Origin of the sequence: Streptomyces sp. NBC_01197 (assembly GCF_036010505.1) — a bacterium.
Taxonomy (GTDB): Bacteria; Actinomycetota; Actinomycetes; order Streptomycetales; family Streptomycetaceae; genus Streptomyces.
The window spans coordinates 1,132,683-1,148,149 of sequence record NZ_CP108569.1 but is presented as its reverse complement, the minus strand read 5'-3'; the positions used below and the strand labels follow the sequence as shown (position 1 = coordinate 1,148,149).

Sequence of the window (15,467 nt, the reverse complement as noted above, 5' to 3'; positions counted from 1 at the left end):
TCTTCTATTGAAGGTCATTAAGTGCGACGTTAAGGGCCCGATCACTATCAATGTGGTCGAGACAGTAAGAGACCTCCTCCCGTTCAAGCAGTTCGTTATAGACAACCCCTTCATGGGGTTTGATACGGAGACTACTGGGGGCTTCAACTGGTGGGATGCTCCCGATAAGTACGGTTGCAGGCTGGCTCAGTTCGGAAACCATGACACTGCCTGGGTTATCCCAGTAGAGCTTGGTGAGCCTTATGTGAAGGCCATGAAGTGGGCCCTGACAACTGCTGAGAGGCTGTCAGCTCATAACCGATGCTTCGACCTTCATGTAATTGAAGAGTGCTTCGGTGTAGACCCTTACCCGCTTGTGCAGAAAATGTGGGATACCAAGATCCTGGCTCACTTGGTGGATTCAAGAGGAAAGGACAGCGGTGGACCTGGACTCAAGCTCGAAGAGCTGGTCCCTCACTACATCGACGCTGAGATGGGCGCTCGGGTCAAGAAGTCCATGACCGAGATAGCTCAGGATCTGAATAGTCAGAAAGAGCTTGTTGGGTACAAAGCCAGGGACAGCAGCGGTCAGACCCTGGAGTTCAGATTCGCTGATGATCCTGAGGTCTCCAAGGAGAGCCTGAAGGCACGGGGTCTTAAGTATATTCGTGAGTTCAAGGAAGGCATTTACGGCAAGGTCAACAAGGATAATGTGTGGGGCAAGGTGCCTCTCGATCATGAGGGGTACAACCTCTACGCAGGAATGGACCCTATCTGGGCATTCCGGCTGACTAAGCTCCTCTTCCCTAAAATCTCCCAAAGGTCCATCAAGAAGGGGCTCATTGGTTGGGAACACAGGATCAACTGGGTTACCTACCAGCTTGAACGTGCTGGCTATCTGGTTGATGACGTGTATGCCTGGGACCGTATCCAGGAGCTTAAGGCTGAAGAGAGTAAGTGGCGGTCTGTTGCAGCCAAGTGGGGCGTAGAGCTAATTGGCTCTGCTGACCAGATCATCGCTGCCCTTGAGCGAATAGGCCACAAGTTCACCAAGGACTCCAAGAGGACTAAGCCGAGCAAGGAGCATCCTAAGGGGCAGCTGTCTGTAGATGATTCGGTCCTACAGGGTATTGACCACCCGCTGACTGAAGCCATCATCAAGGCGAAGTCGGCTCAGAAGAAACGCAAGACCTGGTTTGAAGCTGCTTACAACAACCGGGACAGGAATGGGAGGGTCCATGTAAATATCAACCCTCTCCAGGCCCGGACAGCGAGGATGAGTGTTACTGGAGCCATTGCAGCTCAGACTCTTCCTTCTGGTACTGGTTATGTGCGCCATTGCTTCCTTGCTGAGCCTGGTCACGTAACGGTCTGCATTGACTTTGCTAACCAGGAACTTCGGGTAGCGGCGGCTCTATCTGGTGACAAGCGAATGTTGGCGGCATTCGCTAATGGTGAAGACCTTCATCAGCTCACAGCAGATGCAGCAGGAGTTTCCCGGAAGATTGGAAAGATGTGCAACTTCCTGATTGCCTATGGAGGAGGGGCTAAGGCCCTTTCTGAGCAGGCTGATATTCCTCTGGCTCAGGCCAAGAAGGTTGTTGAGGGATTCAACCGGCTCTATCCTGGTGTTGCTGCTTACGCCCGAAAGCGGGCCAATGAGGCTAAGCGCAATGGTGGTATCTACACCATTACTGGCCGCTGGCTCATTGTTGACCCTGGACACGAGTATGCGGCCATCAACTTCGCTATTCAGAGTGCTGCCAGGGATATCACTGTGAGCACTGTCCTGGACCTTCATGAGGCAGGATTCACACCCTATATCCGTCTCATTGTTCACGATGAAGTGGTCTTCAGTTTCCCCAAGGAAAGGGCTGCTGAGCTGACCGCTAGGGCCGAGAAGATTATGGAGTTCCACAAGCAGGGAATCTACGTTCCTGCTGAGGGTGAAATTGGCGAGCAGTCCTGGGGCAGTGTCTTGGACGCTGCCAACTCTAAGCACTAGGAGAACTAATGCCCCGAATGCTGTCAGACGGAACATCCTTTGGTTGTTGGGTTAGTTGGGAGTGTGGGGCTTGTGGGGAACGAGGAGAAGTGCAGACAGACACTACTGATGGAGAAGTATTCGCTTGGATTGACCACACTTGTGAGGTGGATGACTGATGGATAGCAGCTGGCTCCCTAAGGGAGAGCGGTTCATTGAAGACCTTCATCCAGGAGACAGGGTTTGTATGGATGTCGGAACCTGCATTGTCCTGGAGTACCCCAAGGCAGGTCGTTATGGTGTGACTGTTCTGCTGGAATCGCCTTATGGGCAATATTTTAGCCTCACATACCGTCCTGGTAGCCCTTTTCTACTGGAGGAGAACTGATGAGTAAGAAGATTCTTACCATGACCATTGAGGTTACCTACGAGGGGGATTACTACTCTGCTGATGAGATCCCTGGTGTAACTGCTGACTGGATTGATGACGGATTCTGTGACAGGGATAACCTCATGGGCTTTATCGTTCGCAGTACTTCTGTAGAGGAGACGTTCTGATGGAAGACAATACCAACGCTGAGTTCGACATGCTTACTGCGGAGCTTCAGTTGGACAAGCTTTATCAGGATCTGTTGAGCAGGGCAGATGTTATTGCCCGAGTGACCCAACTTGCTTCAGGTATTTACAAGGTTGCTCGTAGGAAGGGTCTCCCCAGAAAGCTGGCTGGGGATATGGCTATTCGGTACTTCAACTACGAGCTGGCTCCTGAGGAGACTGTTATCTACGTGGATGGTGAAGAGTGACTGAGGATATTCAGAGGCAGATTGCTGAGAGTGCTAAGAGGGTTGCTGCGGTGTCTCAGGGGCTTAATGAGCGTCTTGCTGTTGGTGAGCGACAAGAGCGGTACGAGGACGCCATGGAGGAAGCTGGGGCTTTGAATGTCCACTTCCGTCGTCTTGCTGCTAAAGCTGCTATGGCCGTAGCTGATGCTGAGTACGACGCGGAGTACGACACAGAGTTCGGTGCACTGCGCGCGGACAACGCCCGGCTTCGCGCTGAGCTGGACAAGTCAAACAGTGCAGCCCTCTCGCTGTATTCCACCATCGAGCGTGTTCACGCTGTGCTTGACGACACAGAGCATCGGGGATGGGTAACAGCCATGATCCCGGACATCCGCGCCGCACTGGAGGATAAGTGACTGAGGAAATTTGGCTTGTTGAGCGTTACGTAGATCTCGGCAATGAGGCTTTCTGGCATGAGTTGGCTCGGTTCTATCGGAGAAAGCATCACACTGACGAAGGTCTAACTGAGTCAGGTCACCTTGTTGGTAAGCGGGATGCAGCTAAGTACGGGGCTCGATATCGAATACGAGTAGTCAAGGAGGCCACTGCCTATGACACAGCTGAGGGAAGTGACTGATGACAGACCAGACTGGCCGACTTACTTCCTTGGAATTGCTCAAGCTGTTGCAGCAAGGGGTGATTGCCTACGAAGTCGGGTGGGAGCTGTTCTCGTTGGACAGGACAATAGAATTAAGTCCACAGGGTTCAACGGCTCCTACCCGGGAGGACCCTCCTGCCTCGCAGGAGAGTGCCCTAGATGCGTCTCAGACCAGCCCTCAGGATCAGGCTATGAAGACTGTGTCGAAACACACGCCGAAGCCAATGCACTCCTCTACGCCTCCTGGGAGGACTGCCAAGGAGCGACCCTTTACGTCACTCGCAAACCCTGCAAGGACTGTTCGAAACTGATACGAGCAGCCAGCATTGAAGAAGTCACTTGGATTGAGGACTGAGCCTGTGAGCTATGGGGATTTGCAGCACTACAAAGACAGGGCCAATTACTGGCATGAGGAGTACAGGAAGGCTTACAAGCGGGCTAACGCTGCTGTTGCTGAGGCTAGGAAGTCCAAGGAACGTGAGCTGACAGCTATTCGACTGCTTCTGAAGTGCAAGGAGGAGAACTGATGGAGCTTAACCCTTCCATCCTTGAGGCTACTCTCCGGATGTATGTTGCTGAGCTTGACTATGACATTCACAAGAATCTTGAGAACGGTGAAGCAGACGGGCTTGACCACTATCAGGATGAGGTGGACTTCTTCCTGAGGTGCTGGGAATCGGCTGGAGGCAATATCTGATGGACAGAAAGAGTGGACTCCCTGGGCGACAGCTGGTTGTCTCTGAGATTCCAGGGCGAAAGGGTAAGTGGCTCTGCACTGTGAATGGGCCTGTGTTCCATAGTATGGCAAAGTTCAGGGACCAGGATGCTGTTGATGAGTTCTTCAAGTGGGTCACTGAGCATGAAGGTAAGACTGTGAAGGTGGAGAGGGCCTGATGTCTAAGTACCTTGTTTACTCCTCTGGGAATGACCCTGACTTGGATACATATGACCATGCAGGTGCTGTGGCTGTACTCAAGAGTTACCCGCACTACTGGGCTAAAGAGGATCTGAAGGTCTATGAGGAATTCTGTACCTATGATCTCCATGGGCACTTTGCCTCAGGATACGTAGAAATCCCTAGGTCCGAGTGGCTTGAAGAGTTTGGGGTTAAGGGCTGATGAAGCTTCGAGATGCTGACGGGGATATTTGGGAATCAGGCGACGATGGAGGCTGGGAACTCATCTCGGAAGACAGTGATGGGTACCTAACCAACCTGGATCTTTTGGAAATCATTTGGGGCCCACTCAGTGAGGTGGCAGATTGAAGGTCTATGTCTACAAGGTTGATGCTGATGGCAATAAGACTCTGCTGTACGTGAAGTGAAAAGAGAAGAACCCCCTGCCCGGAGGCAGGGGGTTCTTTGTATTGCTCAAATGCGCTTTGCTCCGAAGAAGTCCCCTCGGACAATCAGCCGTTCCTTGATGTCATGAGGGACATTCAGGTCAGCGTGGTCCTCATAGATTACGAAAGTGATCCCACTGCGGACTAGGTCTTCCTCCATCTTCTTCACGCCGTGTGTTTCCCAGTGCTGCCGGTAAGTGACTCCTTGGGATTCATACGTCCAGCGGTCTTCTACAGACTCAGGATCAATGCTAGCTAGCTCCCTACCGAGTGAAGACAGGGTCTCCTTTGCTTTGGCCTCAATGAATCCTCCATCGCGGTAACTTCCTCCAGGCTCAAGGGCAGTCATGTAGTGGCTGATTTGCTCTTCAAGCTGGATCTTCCTTGCCAGGCTGTCATCTCCGCGAGTGTACTTCCTATGAATGACTTCATAGTCGCCAATCTCTTCCAGCACTGTGTCCTTGAGTAGTGAGTAGATCTTCCCAGGATCGTTAAGAGCCTTCATGCCGCAAGAGCCTGTCAAGTAAGAGGAACAACGGAGTCTGCTGCTATTCATGACCTCCCCCGTAGCTCTCTTCCAGGACTTTGCTGTGTCGTACCAGTTCTTTCCACAGTTGCCACATTTGATGATTCCGAGAAAGGGCGTTCTCTGGTTTTGCTGCTTCACTTCCTTGTTGGATCTGGCCTCAAGAATGGATTGCATTCGGTCAAACTCTTCCTTGGTGAAGATGCCCTCGGTAATCTTGATAGGAGTGCCATCAGTGCTGTAGGCGATGAGTGGGGGCTTTCCCTGCTTATGCCCTTCAGGGCGATAGACCCTATATCCCATAAGGGCGGGGTTGATGAGGATCACCTTCAAGTTGCCCTGTGACCATTGCCCCTTGTTGGGGGGGAGAATGCCAGCGCGAGTGAGTAGCTTGCAGGCTTTATAGAGCGATGCTCCGCGAATCACCATGGAGTACACCCAACGAAGTGCCCGAACCTTACCCTGGTCAAATACCAGGGACTTAGTTCCGTCCTCTCCTAGCTCGGTCTTGTACCCGTATACAGGCTTTCCAATTAGCCAGCGCTTTTCAACAGTGCGAGAGAACTTCCACAGGGACTCGATACGGACTCCTGTGTTGGCTGCCTCAATCCGAGCCATACCAGCAATGATTGTGACCATGAACTGACCGAACTCTGTGCTTAGGTCAATCGGGTCATTCTTGGCTGCAAGGGTCTTCTGGTACTCCTTGCACCACTCGATCATCAGATGCAGGTCAGAGATCCTTCTTACGAAGCGGTCCAGTTTCCAAAACAAGATCTCATCGAACTCAGGGGCTCTGTTCCTGATCCACTCTCCTAGCTGAGGTCTCTTCCACGGAGGCACTTTGGTAGCGGATACCCCTAGGTCTCGTGCTATGCCCACCACCCTGCTTCCCCGCTCTACAGCCATGCGGACAAGGTCCAGCTCTTGCCTAATGGGAGATGTGGTCTCGTCAGTCAGGATGGAGAGACGGATGGACAGCAGGACTCGCGAAGCGGTCGCTGGGAGGGCTGACAGCCTCTCCTGTAGGTCGGCAAGCTCTCTCCTCTCGGAAGCGGACCAGCCAGCTTCGTCCAGGAGGGCCACGGGCCACAGGTCTTCAAAGGTCACAGTCACCCGTTGAGGGTAGCTGATGTAGTTCTTCGTCTACAACTACCTGAACCGGGAAAACGTCGCCAAGGGCGACTGACCGTTGCCGCGGCGGCCCGGTGGGCCCCGCCGCGTCCGCCAGCCGCCGTCCGGGATGCCGGGCGGCGGTTTTTGTCTCACCAAGTTTTCAACAAAGTGTTGACGTGGTGTTTCCGAGGGCGTTAGCTATCCGCAGCCCGTCCAGCACAAGGCCCATACAAGGCCACGGAGGTCCCCGTGACTTCGAGTCCAGAGCGTTTGCCGGGGGAGAACCCCGGAACCCCCGAGGGTCTCGCCCGGTTCAACACCCTGCGGGACAGCGTGGCGCGAGCCGCGCTTCACGAGGTCTGCGCCAGTTCGGTCTGGGGGAGCAAAATCCTCGCCCAGCGCCCGTACGCCACAGCTGAGGCACTCTTCCGCGCCAGTGACGCCGCCACGGCGGAGCTGACCGCGGAGGATCTGGCCGAGGCGATGGCAGGGCACCCGCCGATCGGGCGGCCGAAACCCGGAGACCCGACCTCCTCCCGTGAACAGCGGGGGATGGCCGGAGCCACCGAGGAGCTCAAGGCCGAGATGCTCGAACTGAACCTGGCCTACCAGGAGAAGTTCGGACATGTCTTTCTGATCTGCGCGACCGGTGCCACCGGCGAGCAGATGCGCGACGCGATGAAGGCCCGGTCCGGCAATACGCCCGAGCAGGAGCGCGCGATCGTGCGCACCGAACTGGGCAAGATCAACCGTATCCGGCTGAATCTGGTCGCAACGGCCACCGCGGAGAACGCGGCGGCCGCGGAAGAAGGAGAGTGAAGGTCTTGAGCACGCAGACCACCGCTTCGGTGTCCACGCACATCCTGGACACCAGCGTGGGACGCCCGGCCGAAGGTGTCGCCATCTCGCTCGCGGCCCGCAGTGGCCACGGCGAGCAGTGGACGGCCCTGGGAGGATCCGCGACCGACGCCGACGGGCGCTGCAAGGACCTGCCGGCCCTGCCGGAAGGAACAACCCACGTACGCCTCGATTTCGAAACCGAGGCGTACTTCTCCAAGAAACAAGCCGAGGCACAGCAGGACGCCCCCCGCGTAAGGGACAGCGGCGCTTTCTTCCCGGAGGTGGCGATCACATTCGCCGTCGTCCCGGGTGAGCACTTCCACGTACCGCTGCTGCTCAACCCGTTCGGCTACTCCGTATACCGAGGGAGCTAGCACCGACATGCCCACGATTCTCGGCCAGAACCAGTACGGCAAAGCAGAGAACCGCGTAGTCAAGATCACGCGGGACGGCGACACCCACCACATCAAGGATCTGAACGTCTCGGTCGCCCTCTCCGGCGAGATGGACGACGTCCACTACTCCGGCTCCAATGCCAACGTGCTGCCGACCGACACCACCAAGAACACGGTGTTCGCGTTCGCCAAGGAGCACGGCATCGAGTCCGCCGAGCAGTTCGGCATCCACCTCGCCCGGCACTTCGTGACCAGCCAGGAAGGGATCCACCGCGCCAGGATCCGCATCGAGGAGTACGCCTGGGAGCGCATCGCCACCTCCGACGCCAGCTCGCAGTTCATCGGCGCCGACGACGTCCAGCACTCCTTCGTCCGCAAGGGCCAGGAGCTGCGCACCGCCGAGATCACCTTCGACGGTGAGAAGTGGCAGGTCATCTCGGGTCTGAAGAACCTGACGGTGATGAACTCCACCAACTCGGAGTTCTGGGGCTACGCCAAGGACAAGTACACGACGCTCAAGGAGGCGTACGACCGCATCCTCGCGACCGCGGTGTCGTCCCAGTGGCGGTACAACTGGACCAGCGACGCGGACCGTATGCCGAACTGGGAGAAGTCCTACGAGCAGTGCAAGAAGCACATGCTCCAGGCCTTCGCCGAGACGTACTCGCTCTCCCTGCAGCAGACCATGTACCAGATGGGCTCGCGCATCATCAACAGCCGCAGCGAGATCGACGAGATCCGGTTCTCGCTGCCGAACAGCCACCACTTCCTGGTGGACCTGGAGCCCTTCGGCCTCAAGAACGACAACGAGGTCTACTTCGCGGCCGACCGGCCGTACGGACTGATCGAGGGGACCATCCTGCGGGACGGCGCCGATCCCCGTATCCCGGTGGACATGACCAACCTCTGAGACCCGGCCGGTACGCCGCCGCGGGCCGCCTCAGCCGGCGGCGGCGTACCGGACCCGGACCCGCCACACAACTTCACTGCACCACTTCGGCACCCGGAGCCACGCGGCTGCGGCACTCAAATCCTCCTGGGGTCCTGCCGTGCCCACATCGCCACCCGCGAGAGAAGGTATCCCCATGGCAGCAACGGCAGCCGCGCGCACGGTCATCGAGAACGTAGCCATCGCGACAGTCGACGCCCACGACACCGAGTACGCATCGGGGCATGTCGTGGTCGCAGGGAATCGCATCGAATCCGTCGGCGCGGGCAAGGCCCCCGACGGACTCACCGGCGTCGTACGCCGGATCGACGGCACCGCACACCTGGTGACTCCGGGCCTGGTCAACACCCACCACCACTTCTACCAGTGGATCACCCGGGGTGTGGCCACCGACCACAATCTCTTCAACTGGCTCGTCGCGCTCTACCCGACCTGGGCGCGCATCGACGAGCAGATGGTCCGCTCGGCCGCGCAGGGCTCCCTCGCCATGATGGCCCGCGGTGGCGTCACCACCGCGATGGACCACCACTATGTCTTCCCGCAGGGCTCCGGCGACCTGTCGAGCGCCGTCATCGGCGCCGCCGCCGAGATGGGCGTACGGTTCACGCTGGCCCGCGGCTCCATGGACCGCAGCAAGAAGGACGGCGGGCTGCCCCCGGACTTCGCCGTCGAGACCCTCGAAGGCGCGCTCGCGGCCACCGAGGCGACGGTCGACCAGCACCACGACGCCTCGTTCGACTCGATGACCCAGGTCGCCGTCGCACCCTGCTCGCCCTTCTCCGTCTCGACCGAACTGCTCAAGCAGGGGGCCGAGCTGGCGCGCCGCAAGGGTGTACGCCTGCACACCCACGGCAGCGAGACCGTGGAGGAGGAGCAGTTCTGCAAGGAGCTGTTCGGGATGGGCCCGACCGACTACTTCGAGTCGACAGGCTGGCTCGGCGACGACGTGTGGATGGCGCACTGCGTCCACATGAACGACTCCGACATCGCCGCCTTCGCCCGGACCGGGACCGGCGTCGCCCACTGCCCGTCCTCCAACGCCCGTCTGGCGGCCGGGATCGCCCGGGTCCCCGACATGCTGAAGGCCGGCGTGCCGGTCGGCCTCGGAGTCGACGGCACCGCGTCCAACGAGTCCGGCGAACTGCACACCGAGCTGCGCAACGCCCTGCTCATCAACCGCCTCGGCGCCCACCGCGAAGCGGCCCTCAACGCCCGTCAGGCGCTTCGCCTCGGCACGTACGGCGGAGCCCAGGTCCTGGGCCGTGCCGCGGAGATCGGTTCGCTGGAACCGGGGAAGCTCGCCGACCTGGTGCTGTGGAAGATGGACACCCTCGCCCACGCCTCCATCGCCGACCCGGTGACCGCGCTCGTCTTCGGCGCCGCGGCCCCCGTCACGCTCTCCCTCGTCAACGGCAAGCCCGTCGTCGAGGACAACCACCTGACCACGGTGGACGAGGACGCCATCGCCCGCTCCACGCGGGACGAGGCCCGGCGCCTGGCGCAGATCGCCGCGCAGGCCTGACGTCCGACAAGCTCCGGCCGGGGAGGACGGTCCCCGGCCGGCGGCCGCGAACCCGAGCGGGGTTCACGGCAGCCGTGACCGGGGGGTGTGTGCCCAGAGTGCATACGCCCTCCGGGGCGGTGACGTACCCGGAAACCCTCCCCGGAACCCCCGTGCCCCGCCCGGTACCCGACTGAGAAACGCAGCAGTACCGCCCTTACCCCCTCCCGCAGCCGCACCTGCATTCCGCACCACCTCCCTGACACCCACGTCACCGCCGACGTGTACCCGACCGGAGGAGCCGCCGTGGCCGCCGAGCCCAGGTTTCGCACCGATGCAGCAGAAACAGCCGCCGACACCGAATCAACCGGAGCCCCCGGAGCGACCTCCGAGGACCCCGGCACCATCTCAGCGGAACAGGGAGAGACCGCTGCGAAGCACCCGGTCGACGAAATCCTTCCGCCCTTCAAGATGTTCAGCAGTGGCCTTCAGCATGTGGCCGCCATGTACGCGGGAGTTGTCGCCCCGCCGATGATCGTGGGCCCCGCCGTGGGGCTCACCGCCAAGGAGACCGCCTTCCTCGTCGGGGCGGCCCTGTTCACCGCGGGCATCGCCACCCTGTTCCAGACCCTCGGGTTCTGGCGGGTCGGTTCCCGGCTGCCGTTCGTCAACGGTGTCTCGTTCGGCGGTGTCAGCCCGATGATCGCCATCGGCAAGGGCCGCGGACACGAGGGCATCGCCGTGATCTTCGGCGCGATCATCGTGGCGAGCGTGCTGGGGTTCATACTCGCCCCGTACTTCAGCAAGTTGCTCCGGTTCTTCCCGCCGGTCGTCACCGGCACCGTCATCACCCTCATCGGGGTCTCGCTGCTGCCGGTCGCCTTCGGCTGGTCGCAGGGGACACAGGGGGCCGCGGGCTACGGCTCGATGAAGAACATCGGCATGGCCGCCCTCACCCTGTTGATCGTCCTGGCCCTGCGGAAACTGCTCCGCGGCTTCCTCCAGCAGATCGCCATCCTGCTGGGTCTGGTGGTCGGTACGGTCGTCGCCATACCGATGGGCATGACCAGCTTCGACGCGATGCGCAACGCCGACCCGGTCGGGTTCCCGACGCCCTTCCACTTCGGCGCCCCGCAGTTCGAGATCTCCGCGATCATCTCGATGTGCATCGTGATGCTCGTCTGTATGACCGAGTCGACCGCCGACATGCTGGCGCTCGGCAAGGTGGTGGGCCGGCCCGCCGACGAGCGGACCATCGAGGGGGGACTGCGCGCCGACACGGTCTCCAGCCTGATCAGCCCGTTCTTCAACAGCTTCATGGCGAGCGCCTTCGCACAGAACATCGGCCTGGTGGCGATGACCAAGGTGCGCAGCCGGTACGTCGTGGCGACCGGCGGCGGAATCCTGATCCTGCTCGGCCTCTGTCCGATGGCCGCGGCGGCGATCGCGCTCGTACCGCTGCCGGTGCTGGGCGGTGCCGGGATCGTGCTCTTCGGCTCGGTCGCGGCCAGCGGTATCCAGACGCTGGCGGGTGCGGCCATGGAGAAGGGCGAGAACGCCCTGATCGTCGCCACCTCGCTGGGCATCGGGCTGATCCCGATCGCGGCGCCGGACTTCTACCACGCGTTCCCGAAGAACGTCCTGGTGGTGCTCGACTCGGGCATTTCCACCGGGTGTGTGGTGGCCATCGTGCTCAACCTGGCCTTCAACCACCTGGGGCGAAGGAAGAGCGACGGGACCCCGGAGACGGTGGGCGAGCCCACTGTCGACGACAACGCGACACAGCAGGCTGTCGCCAAGGCGGCAGCCGCACTCCACTGACAGTGGTGTGACTGACCGAGACATGACATGCGGGGCGTGGACCGCACCACTGGTGCGGAACGCGCCCCGCGGTTGTGCGCGGACCGGTCAGCTGATGCTGTACGGGTCCCCGTAGACCTTCCACTTGAGCGGCGTGTGCAGGTCGAGATTGCCGTTCTTCAGGAAGACGCGCTGCTCGGTGTCGACCCGGCTGGTGTCGCTGTGGGCCTCCTCCTGCTGCATCGCCCACACGCGGGCGTCGAGGAAGGCGTTGAGGTACGTGGTCTCGTTGCCGCCCTGGGCCGGGGTCTTGGCCTTGGCCAGCGCCCTCCTGCGGATGGAGCTGAAGCTGGTCTTGTCGTCGCCGTCACCGTGCATGACGATGGCGTCGTAGTACGCGAACTGGCCCAGGACCCCGATGCCGTCCGCCTTGCCCTGCTTGACCGCAGGGTTGAAGTACACCCGGTCGCGCTCGTCGTTCTGCGCGGTCTGGAACGCGGTGTCCTTGGCCGCGGTCCTCCAGGCGCTCTCGAAGGCCGAGCCGAGGCCCGAGTGCGAGTCGCTGCCGTTGACCTTCTCCAGCGCGGGGAGGTACTTGGCGAGCGGGTTGCCCGGCTCCCGGTCGGTGTACAGCTTCACCAGGTCCAGCATGTCGCCGGTGCCCGAGCAGAACCCGATGATGCCGGCGGTGTAACCGCGGCCGTCTCCTATGTCCTCGATGTACTTGTACTGGGCCTTCCAGTCCAGCGAGGAGTTCTCGGCGCTGGAGACCAGTTTCATGGCGATCTCCTTCTTCGCCGGGTCGTCGAGCCCGGTCGCGGAGACCGCGCGTTGCACGCTGTGGGACGTGCCGTGCCGGGTGTTCTGCTGCATGCTGCGCAAACTCACGTGGTCCGCAGGGGCGTTGGCCGCGTACGCGGTGGCCGGTACGGCCACCAGGGCCAGCCCGAGCACGGTGCGCGTGATGATCCTCTTGCTGCGTCCAGCGGTGGTGCGGTGGGGGGCGTTCACCGGTCCTCCAAGGGGAGTTTCAAGCGTCGATGTTCTGTTAGGAAGCTTTCCTATCAGCTGCCCAGGAGGCCGTACACCCCTTGGGGAGAAAGGAGTTGAGCGAATTGGGCAGGACATGGATCATTCCCGATCGCTGACTCACCGGGTTGAACCGGGATGACTGAGGGTTCCAAGGCCTATTTTGCCCGAATGTGACTCCATGCCATCGGGTGACACCCTGGCGCCACGGCGGCCGAGGCACCGGCCTGGGCGCGGTAGCGTCTGCGGTATGGACGATCACTCTGTAGTCGATGTCGGCGACGTACGGCTCGCGTACCGCACCTGGGGCGACCCCTTCGGCGCGCCGGTGGTGCTGCTGCACGGTCTCGGCGGCTCGTCCGCGACCTGGGAGGAGACCGGCCGGGCGCTCGGCAGCGAGTGGCGGGTGTACGCCCTCGACCTGCGGGGACACGGGGAGAGCGACTGGCCGGACGAGTACTCGTTCGAGCTGATGCGCGACGACGTACTGGGCTTCCTGGACGAACTGGAACTGGACCGGGTCGGAGTCGTCGGCCACTCCATGGGCGGAGTCGTCGCCTATCTGCTCGCCCAGGAGCACGCGGACCGGGTGGAGCGGCTCGTCCTGGAGGAGACTCCGCCCCCGTACCCCAGGGAGGTGGCCGAACCGCAGCGCCCCGAAGCCCCGGTCGACTACGACTGGAACGTGGTGCCCGCCATCAAGAACGAGATCCGGAAGCCCGCTCCGGAGTGGGCCGAGCGGCTCGGCGAGATCGTCGCCCCGACTCTGCTCGTGACCGGCGGCCCCGACAGCTCCATGCCGCAGGACCGGATCCCCGACATGGCAGCGGAAATTCCCGACTGCCGGACGATCACGATCCCGGTCGGCCACACCGTGCACGCCCTGCAGCCCGGACAGTTCTCGGCCGCGGTCAGCGACTTCTTCACCAGCTGAGCGGCGGGGTGCGGGTGTTCGGCGTGGTGACGACAGAGCCCTGGCCGGCGCCCGCAGCCACCCACCCTCGCCACGGACAGCGTGGCGCTGCCCGTTAGTCTTGCAGTCGTACCGGACACGGGGTGCCCCGCCCAGGGGCTGAGATCACACCCGCCGAACCTGAACCAGTTAGTACTGGCGGAGGGATGTCGCTCATGTCATTGCCACCTGCTCCCAGCAGCACGGCCACCGGTCCGCGGTCCGTCTTCGACGGCCGGATGCCCGCCGAGCCCGGCGACTTGCGGATCGAGGCTCGCGGGATCGCGCCGGTGCCCGGGCAGCACCGCTACGGCGGCCCGGGCCGGCTGTTCACCGTGTGGTTCGCCCCGAATCTGACCATGACCGGGGTGTTCACCGGCACCGTCGGTATCGCGCTCGGTCTTGACCTGCCGACCGCCCTGCTGGCCGTCGTGCTGGGCACCTTGGTGGGAGCTGTTCCCACCGCGTACCTCGGAACCTGGGGCAGCCGCACCGGGGCAGGTCAGCTGCCGTTGGCCCGGCTCGCGTTCGGCCGGTCCGTCACGGTTCCCGGTCTGCTGCAGTGGCTTTCGTCGGTGGCCTGGGACGCGCTCATCGGGCTGTTCGGCGGGGACGCGCTGGCCAGGCTCTGCGGCTGGCCGTTCTGGCTGGGTGTGCTGGTGATGATGGTGGGACAGGGGTCCCTCGGAGTACTGGGTTACGAAGCGATCCACCGGCTGCAGAAGCTGATGACCTTCGTACTCGCCGCCGCTTTCGTCGCCCTGGCCTTCAGGCTCCCGCACAGTGTCCACCCCGCGGCCGTCGGCAGCGCCCACGGCGCCGACCGCGTAGGCGCGTTCATACTGACCAGCACCATCGCTCTCAGTCTGGCGCTGTCGTGGGCTCCGTACGCCAGCGACTTCAGCCGCTACCTGCCGCAGGACACCTCCCGCCCGCGCATGTTCTGCTACACGCTTCTCGGCGTCAGCGTCTCCTTCGTGGCCGTCCAGGCGCTCGGGTTGTGGGGGGCCTCCGTCTTCACCGATCAGACCGCCCGGGGTGTCGACAGGCTGCTGGGCGGTGGCCTGCTCGGCGCCTTCGGGCTGCTGGCTGTGGCGCTGGCCGCTCTGTGCAGCAATGCCATGAACGACTACAGCGGCTCGCTGGCTCTGCAGACCATCGGTCTGCGCATCCCCCGTCCGTTCGCGGCCGCTCTCGCCGCCGTACTCGGTTTCCCGCTGGTGCTGTGGATGCATGCCGCTGACACGGCCGCCCGCTTCCAGAACGTACTGCTCTTCGTCGGCTACTGGATCCCCGGCTTCGTCGCCGTCGTCGCCGTCGACTGGTTCGCCCGGGCCCGAGCGGGTGAAGCGGTCGACCCCACAGCGGAGAGCGTCCGTTCGCGGTCCGGCCGGCCCGCTCTGGTGGCGTTCTGCGCCGCCTTCGCCGCAGCGGTTCCGTTCATGAACACGGGCCTCTACACAGGTCCGGTGGCTGCCGCACTGCACGGCGCCGACCTCGCCTACTACGCGGCCTTCCTCACCGCGCTCGTCGTCTACGCACCCCTCAGGCTGCGCCGCTACCGGACCGCCGCGTCTGCTCGCTCCGGCCCTGAAGACCGGCTTTGACAGCCCGG

The 15,467-nt window shown here is 61.8% G+C and carries 16 protein-coding genes and 1 riboswitch; of the genes, 14 read left to right on the top strand and 2 right to left on the bottom strand.

Annotated elements, in window-relative coordinates:
• The first annotated feature begins 7 nt into the window (after positions 1–7).
• The 7 genes from OG452_RS05165 (at position 8) to OG452_RS05135 (ending at position 4,521) form a co-directional block, all read left to right on the top strand.
• Positions 8–1,984 (top strand): DNA polymerase, encoded by a 1,977-nt coding sequence (locus OG452_RS05165; protein WP_327294424.1) that lies wholly within the window; start codon positions 8–10, stop codon positions 1,982–1,984.
• A 366-nt stretch (positions 1,985–2,350) separates the two neighbouring features.
• Positions 2,351–2,521, top strand: a complete 171-nt coding sequence (locus tag OG452_RS05160; RefSeq protein ID WP_327294423.1) for a hypothetical protein — start codon at positions 2,351–2,353, stop codon at positions 2,519–2,521.
• Positions 2,521–2,766 carry a hypothetical protein gene (locus OG452_RS05155; RefSeq protein ID WP_327294422.1) on the top strand — a complete coding sequence of 82 codons (246 nt, stop codon included), beginning with the start codon at positions 2,521–2,523 and terminating at the stop codon, positions 2,764–2,766. The genes OG452_RS05160 and OG452_RS05155 overlap by 1 nt, the downstream gene beginning before the upstream one ends.
• A complete protein-coding gene (locus tag OG452_RS05150; RefSeq protein ID WP_327294421.1) occupies positions 2,763–3,161 on the top strand; it encodes a hypothetical protein in 399 nt (132 codons plus the stop codon). Before OG452_RS05155 ends, OG452_RS05150 begins: the two co-directional genes overlap by 4 nt.
• Before the next feature lie 195 nt (positions 3,162–3,356).
• Positions 3,357–3,758 (top strand): deoxycytidylate deaminase, encoded by a 402-nt coding sequence (locus tag OG452_RS05145; protein ID WP_327294420.1) that lies wholly within the window; start codon positions 3,357–3,359, stop codon positions 3,756–3,758.
• 171 nt (positions 3,759–3,929) lie between these two features.
• Entirely contained in the window at positions 3,930–4,100 is a 171-nt protein-coding gene (locus tag OG452_RS05140) for a hypothetical protein (RefSeq protein WP_327294419.1), read from the top strand.
• A gap of 196 nt (positions 4,101–4,296) precedes the next feature.
• Complete coding sequence (locus tag OG452_RS05135) at positions 4,297–4,521, top strand: hypothetical protein (RefSeq protein ID WP_327294418.1); 225 nt, start codon at positions 4,297–4,299, stop codon at positions 4,519–4,521.
• A 251-nt stretch (positions 4,522–4,772) separates the two neighbouring features.
• Here OG452_RS05135 and OG452_RS05130 read toward each other — a convergent pair whose 3' ends face one another.
• Positions 4,773–6,386, bottom strand: coding sequence for a recombinase family protein (locus tag OG452_RS05130; protein ID WP_327294416.1), 1,614 nt, complete (start codon positions 6,384–6,386; stop codon positions 4,773–4,775).
• A 249-nt stretch (positions 6,387–6,635) separates the two neighbouring features.
• Between OG452_RS05130 and uraD the strand changes: the two genes are divergently transcribed.
• The 5 genes from uraD to OG452_RS05105 all read left to right on the top strand — a co-directional run bounded on the left by uraD (position 6,636) and on the right by OG452_RS05105 (position 11,892).
• The gene (gene uraD / locus OG452_RS05125; protein WP_327294415.1) at positions 6,636–7,205 is read left to right on the top strand and encodes a 2-oxo-4-hydroxy-4-carboxy-5-ureidoimidazoline decarboxylase; all 570 of its coding nucleotides are present in this window, start codon (positions 6,636–6,638) and stop codon (positions 7,203–7,205) included.
• Between the two features lie 5 nt (positions 7,206–7,210).
• Complete coding sequence (gene uraH, locus OG452_RS05120; RefSeq protein ID WP_327294414.1) at positions 7,211–7,600, top strand: hydroxyisourate hydrolase; 390 nt, start codon at positions 7,211–7,213, stop codon at positions 7,598–7,600.
• A gap of 7 nt (positions 7,601–7,607) precedes the next feature.
• Positions 7,608–8,531 carry a factor-independent urate hydroxylase gene (gene pucL / locus OG452_RS05115; protein WP_327294413.1) on the top strand — a complete coding sequence of 308 codons (924 nt, stop codon included), beginning with the start codon at positions 7,608–7,610 and terminating at the stop codon, positions 8,529–8,531.
• A gap of 175 nt (positions 8,532–8,706) precedes the next feature.
• Complete coding sequence (locus tag OG452_RS05110) at positions 8,707–10,092, top strand: 8-oxoguanine deaminase (protein WP_327294412.1); 1,386 nt, start codon at positions 8,707–8,709, stop codon at positions 10,090–10,092.
• Between the two features lie 285 nt (positions 10,093–10,377).
• Entirely contained in the window at positions 10,378–11,892 is a 1,515-nt protein-coding gene (locus OG452_RS05105) for a nucleobase:cation symporter-2 family protein (RefSeq protein WP_442809952.1), read from the top strand.
• A gap of 87 nt (positions 11,893–11,979) precedes the next feature.
• Here the strand turns inward: OG452_RS05105 and OG452_RS05100 are convergent, their stop codons facing one another.
• Positions 11,980–12,744 (bottom strand): chitosanase, encoded by a 765-nt coding sequence (locus OG452_RS05100; protein ID WP_405565665.1) that lies wholly within the window; start codon positions 12,742–12,744, stop codon positions 11,980–11,982.
• Between the two features lie 406 nt (positions 12,745–13,150).
• On the opposite strand from OG452_RS05100, the gene OG452_RS05095 reads away from it, so the two are divergent.
• Both OG452_RS05095 and OG452_RS05090 read left to right on the top strand, forming a co-directional pair.
• Positions 13,151–13,834 (top strand): alpha/beta fold hydrolase, encoded by a 684-nt coding sequence (locus OG452_RS05095; RefSeq protein ID WP_327294410.1) that lies wholly within the window; start codon positions 13,151–13,153, stop codon positions 13,832–13,834.
• Between the two features lie 108 nt (positions 13,835–13,942).
• A riboswitch (TPP riboswitch) is annotated at positions 13,943–14,037 on the top strand.
• Positions 14,029–15,459 (top strand): purine-cytosine permease family protein, encoded by a 1,431-nt coding sequence (locus OG452_RS05090; protein WP_405564126.1) that lies wholly within the window; start codon positions 14,029–14,031, stop codon positions 15,457–15,459. It overlaps the preceding riboswitch by 9 nt.
• Positions 15,460–15,467: the final 8 nt, after the last annotated feature.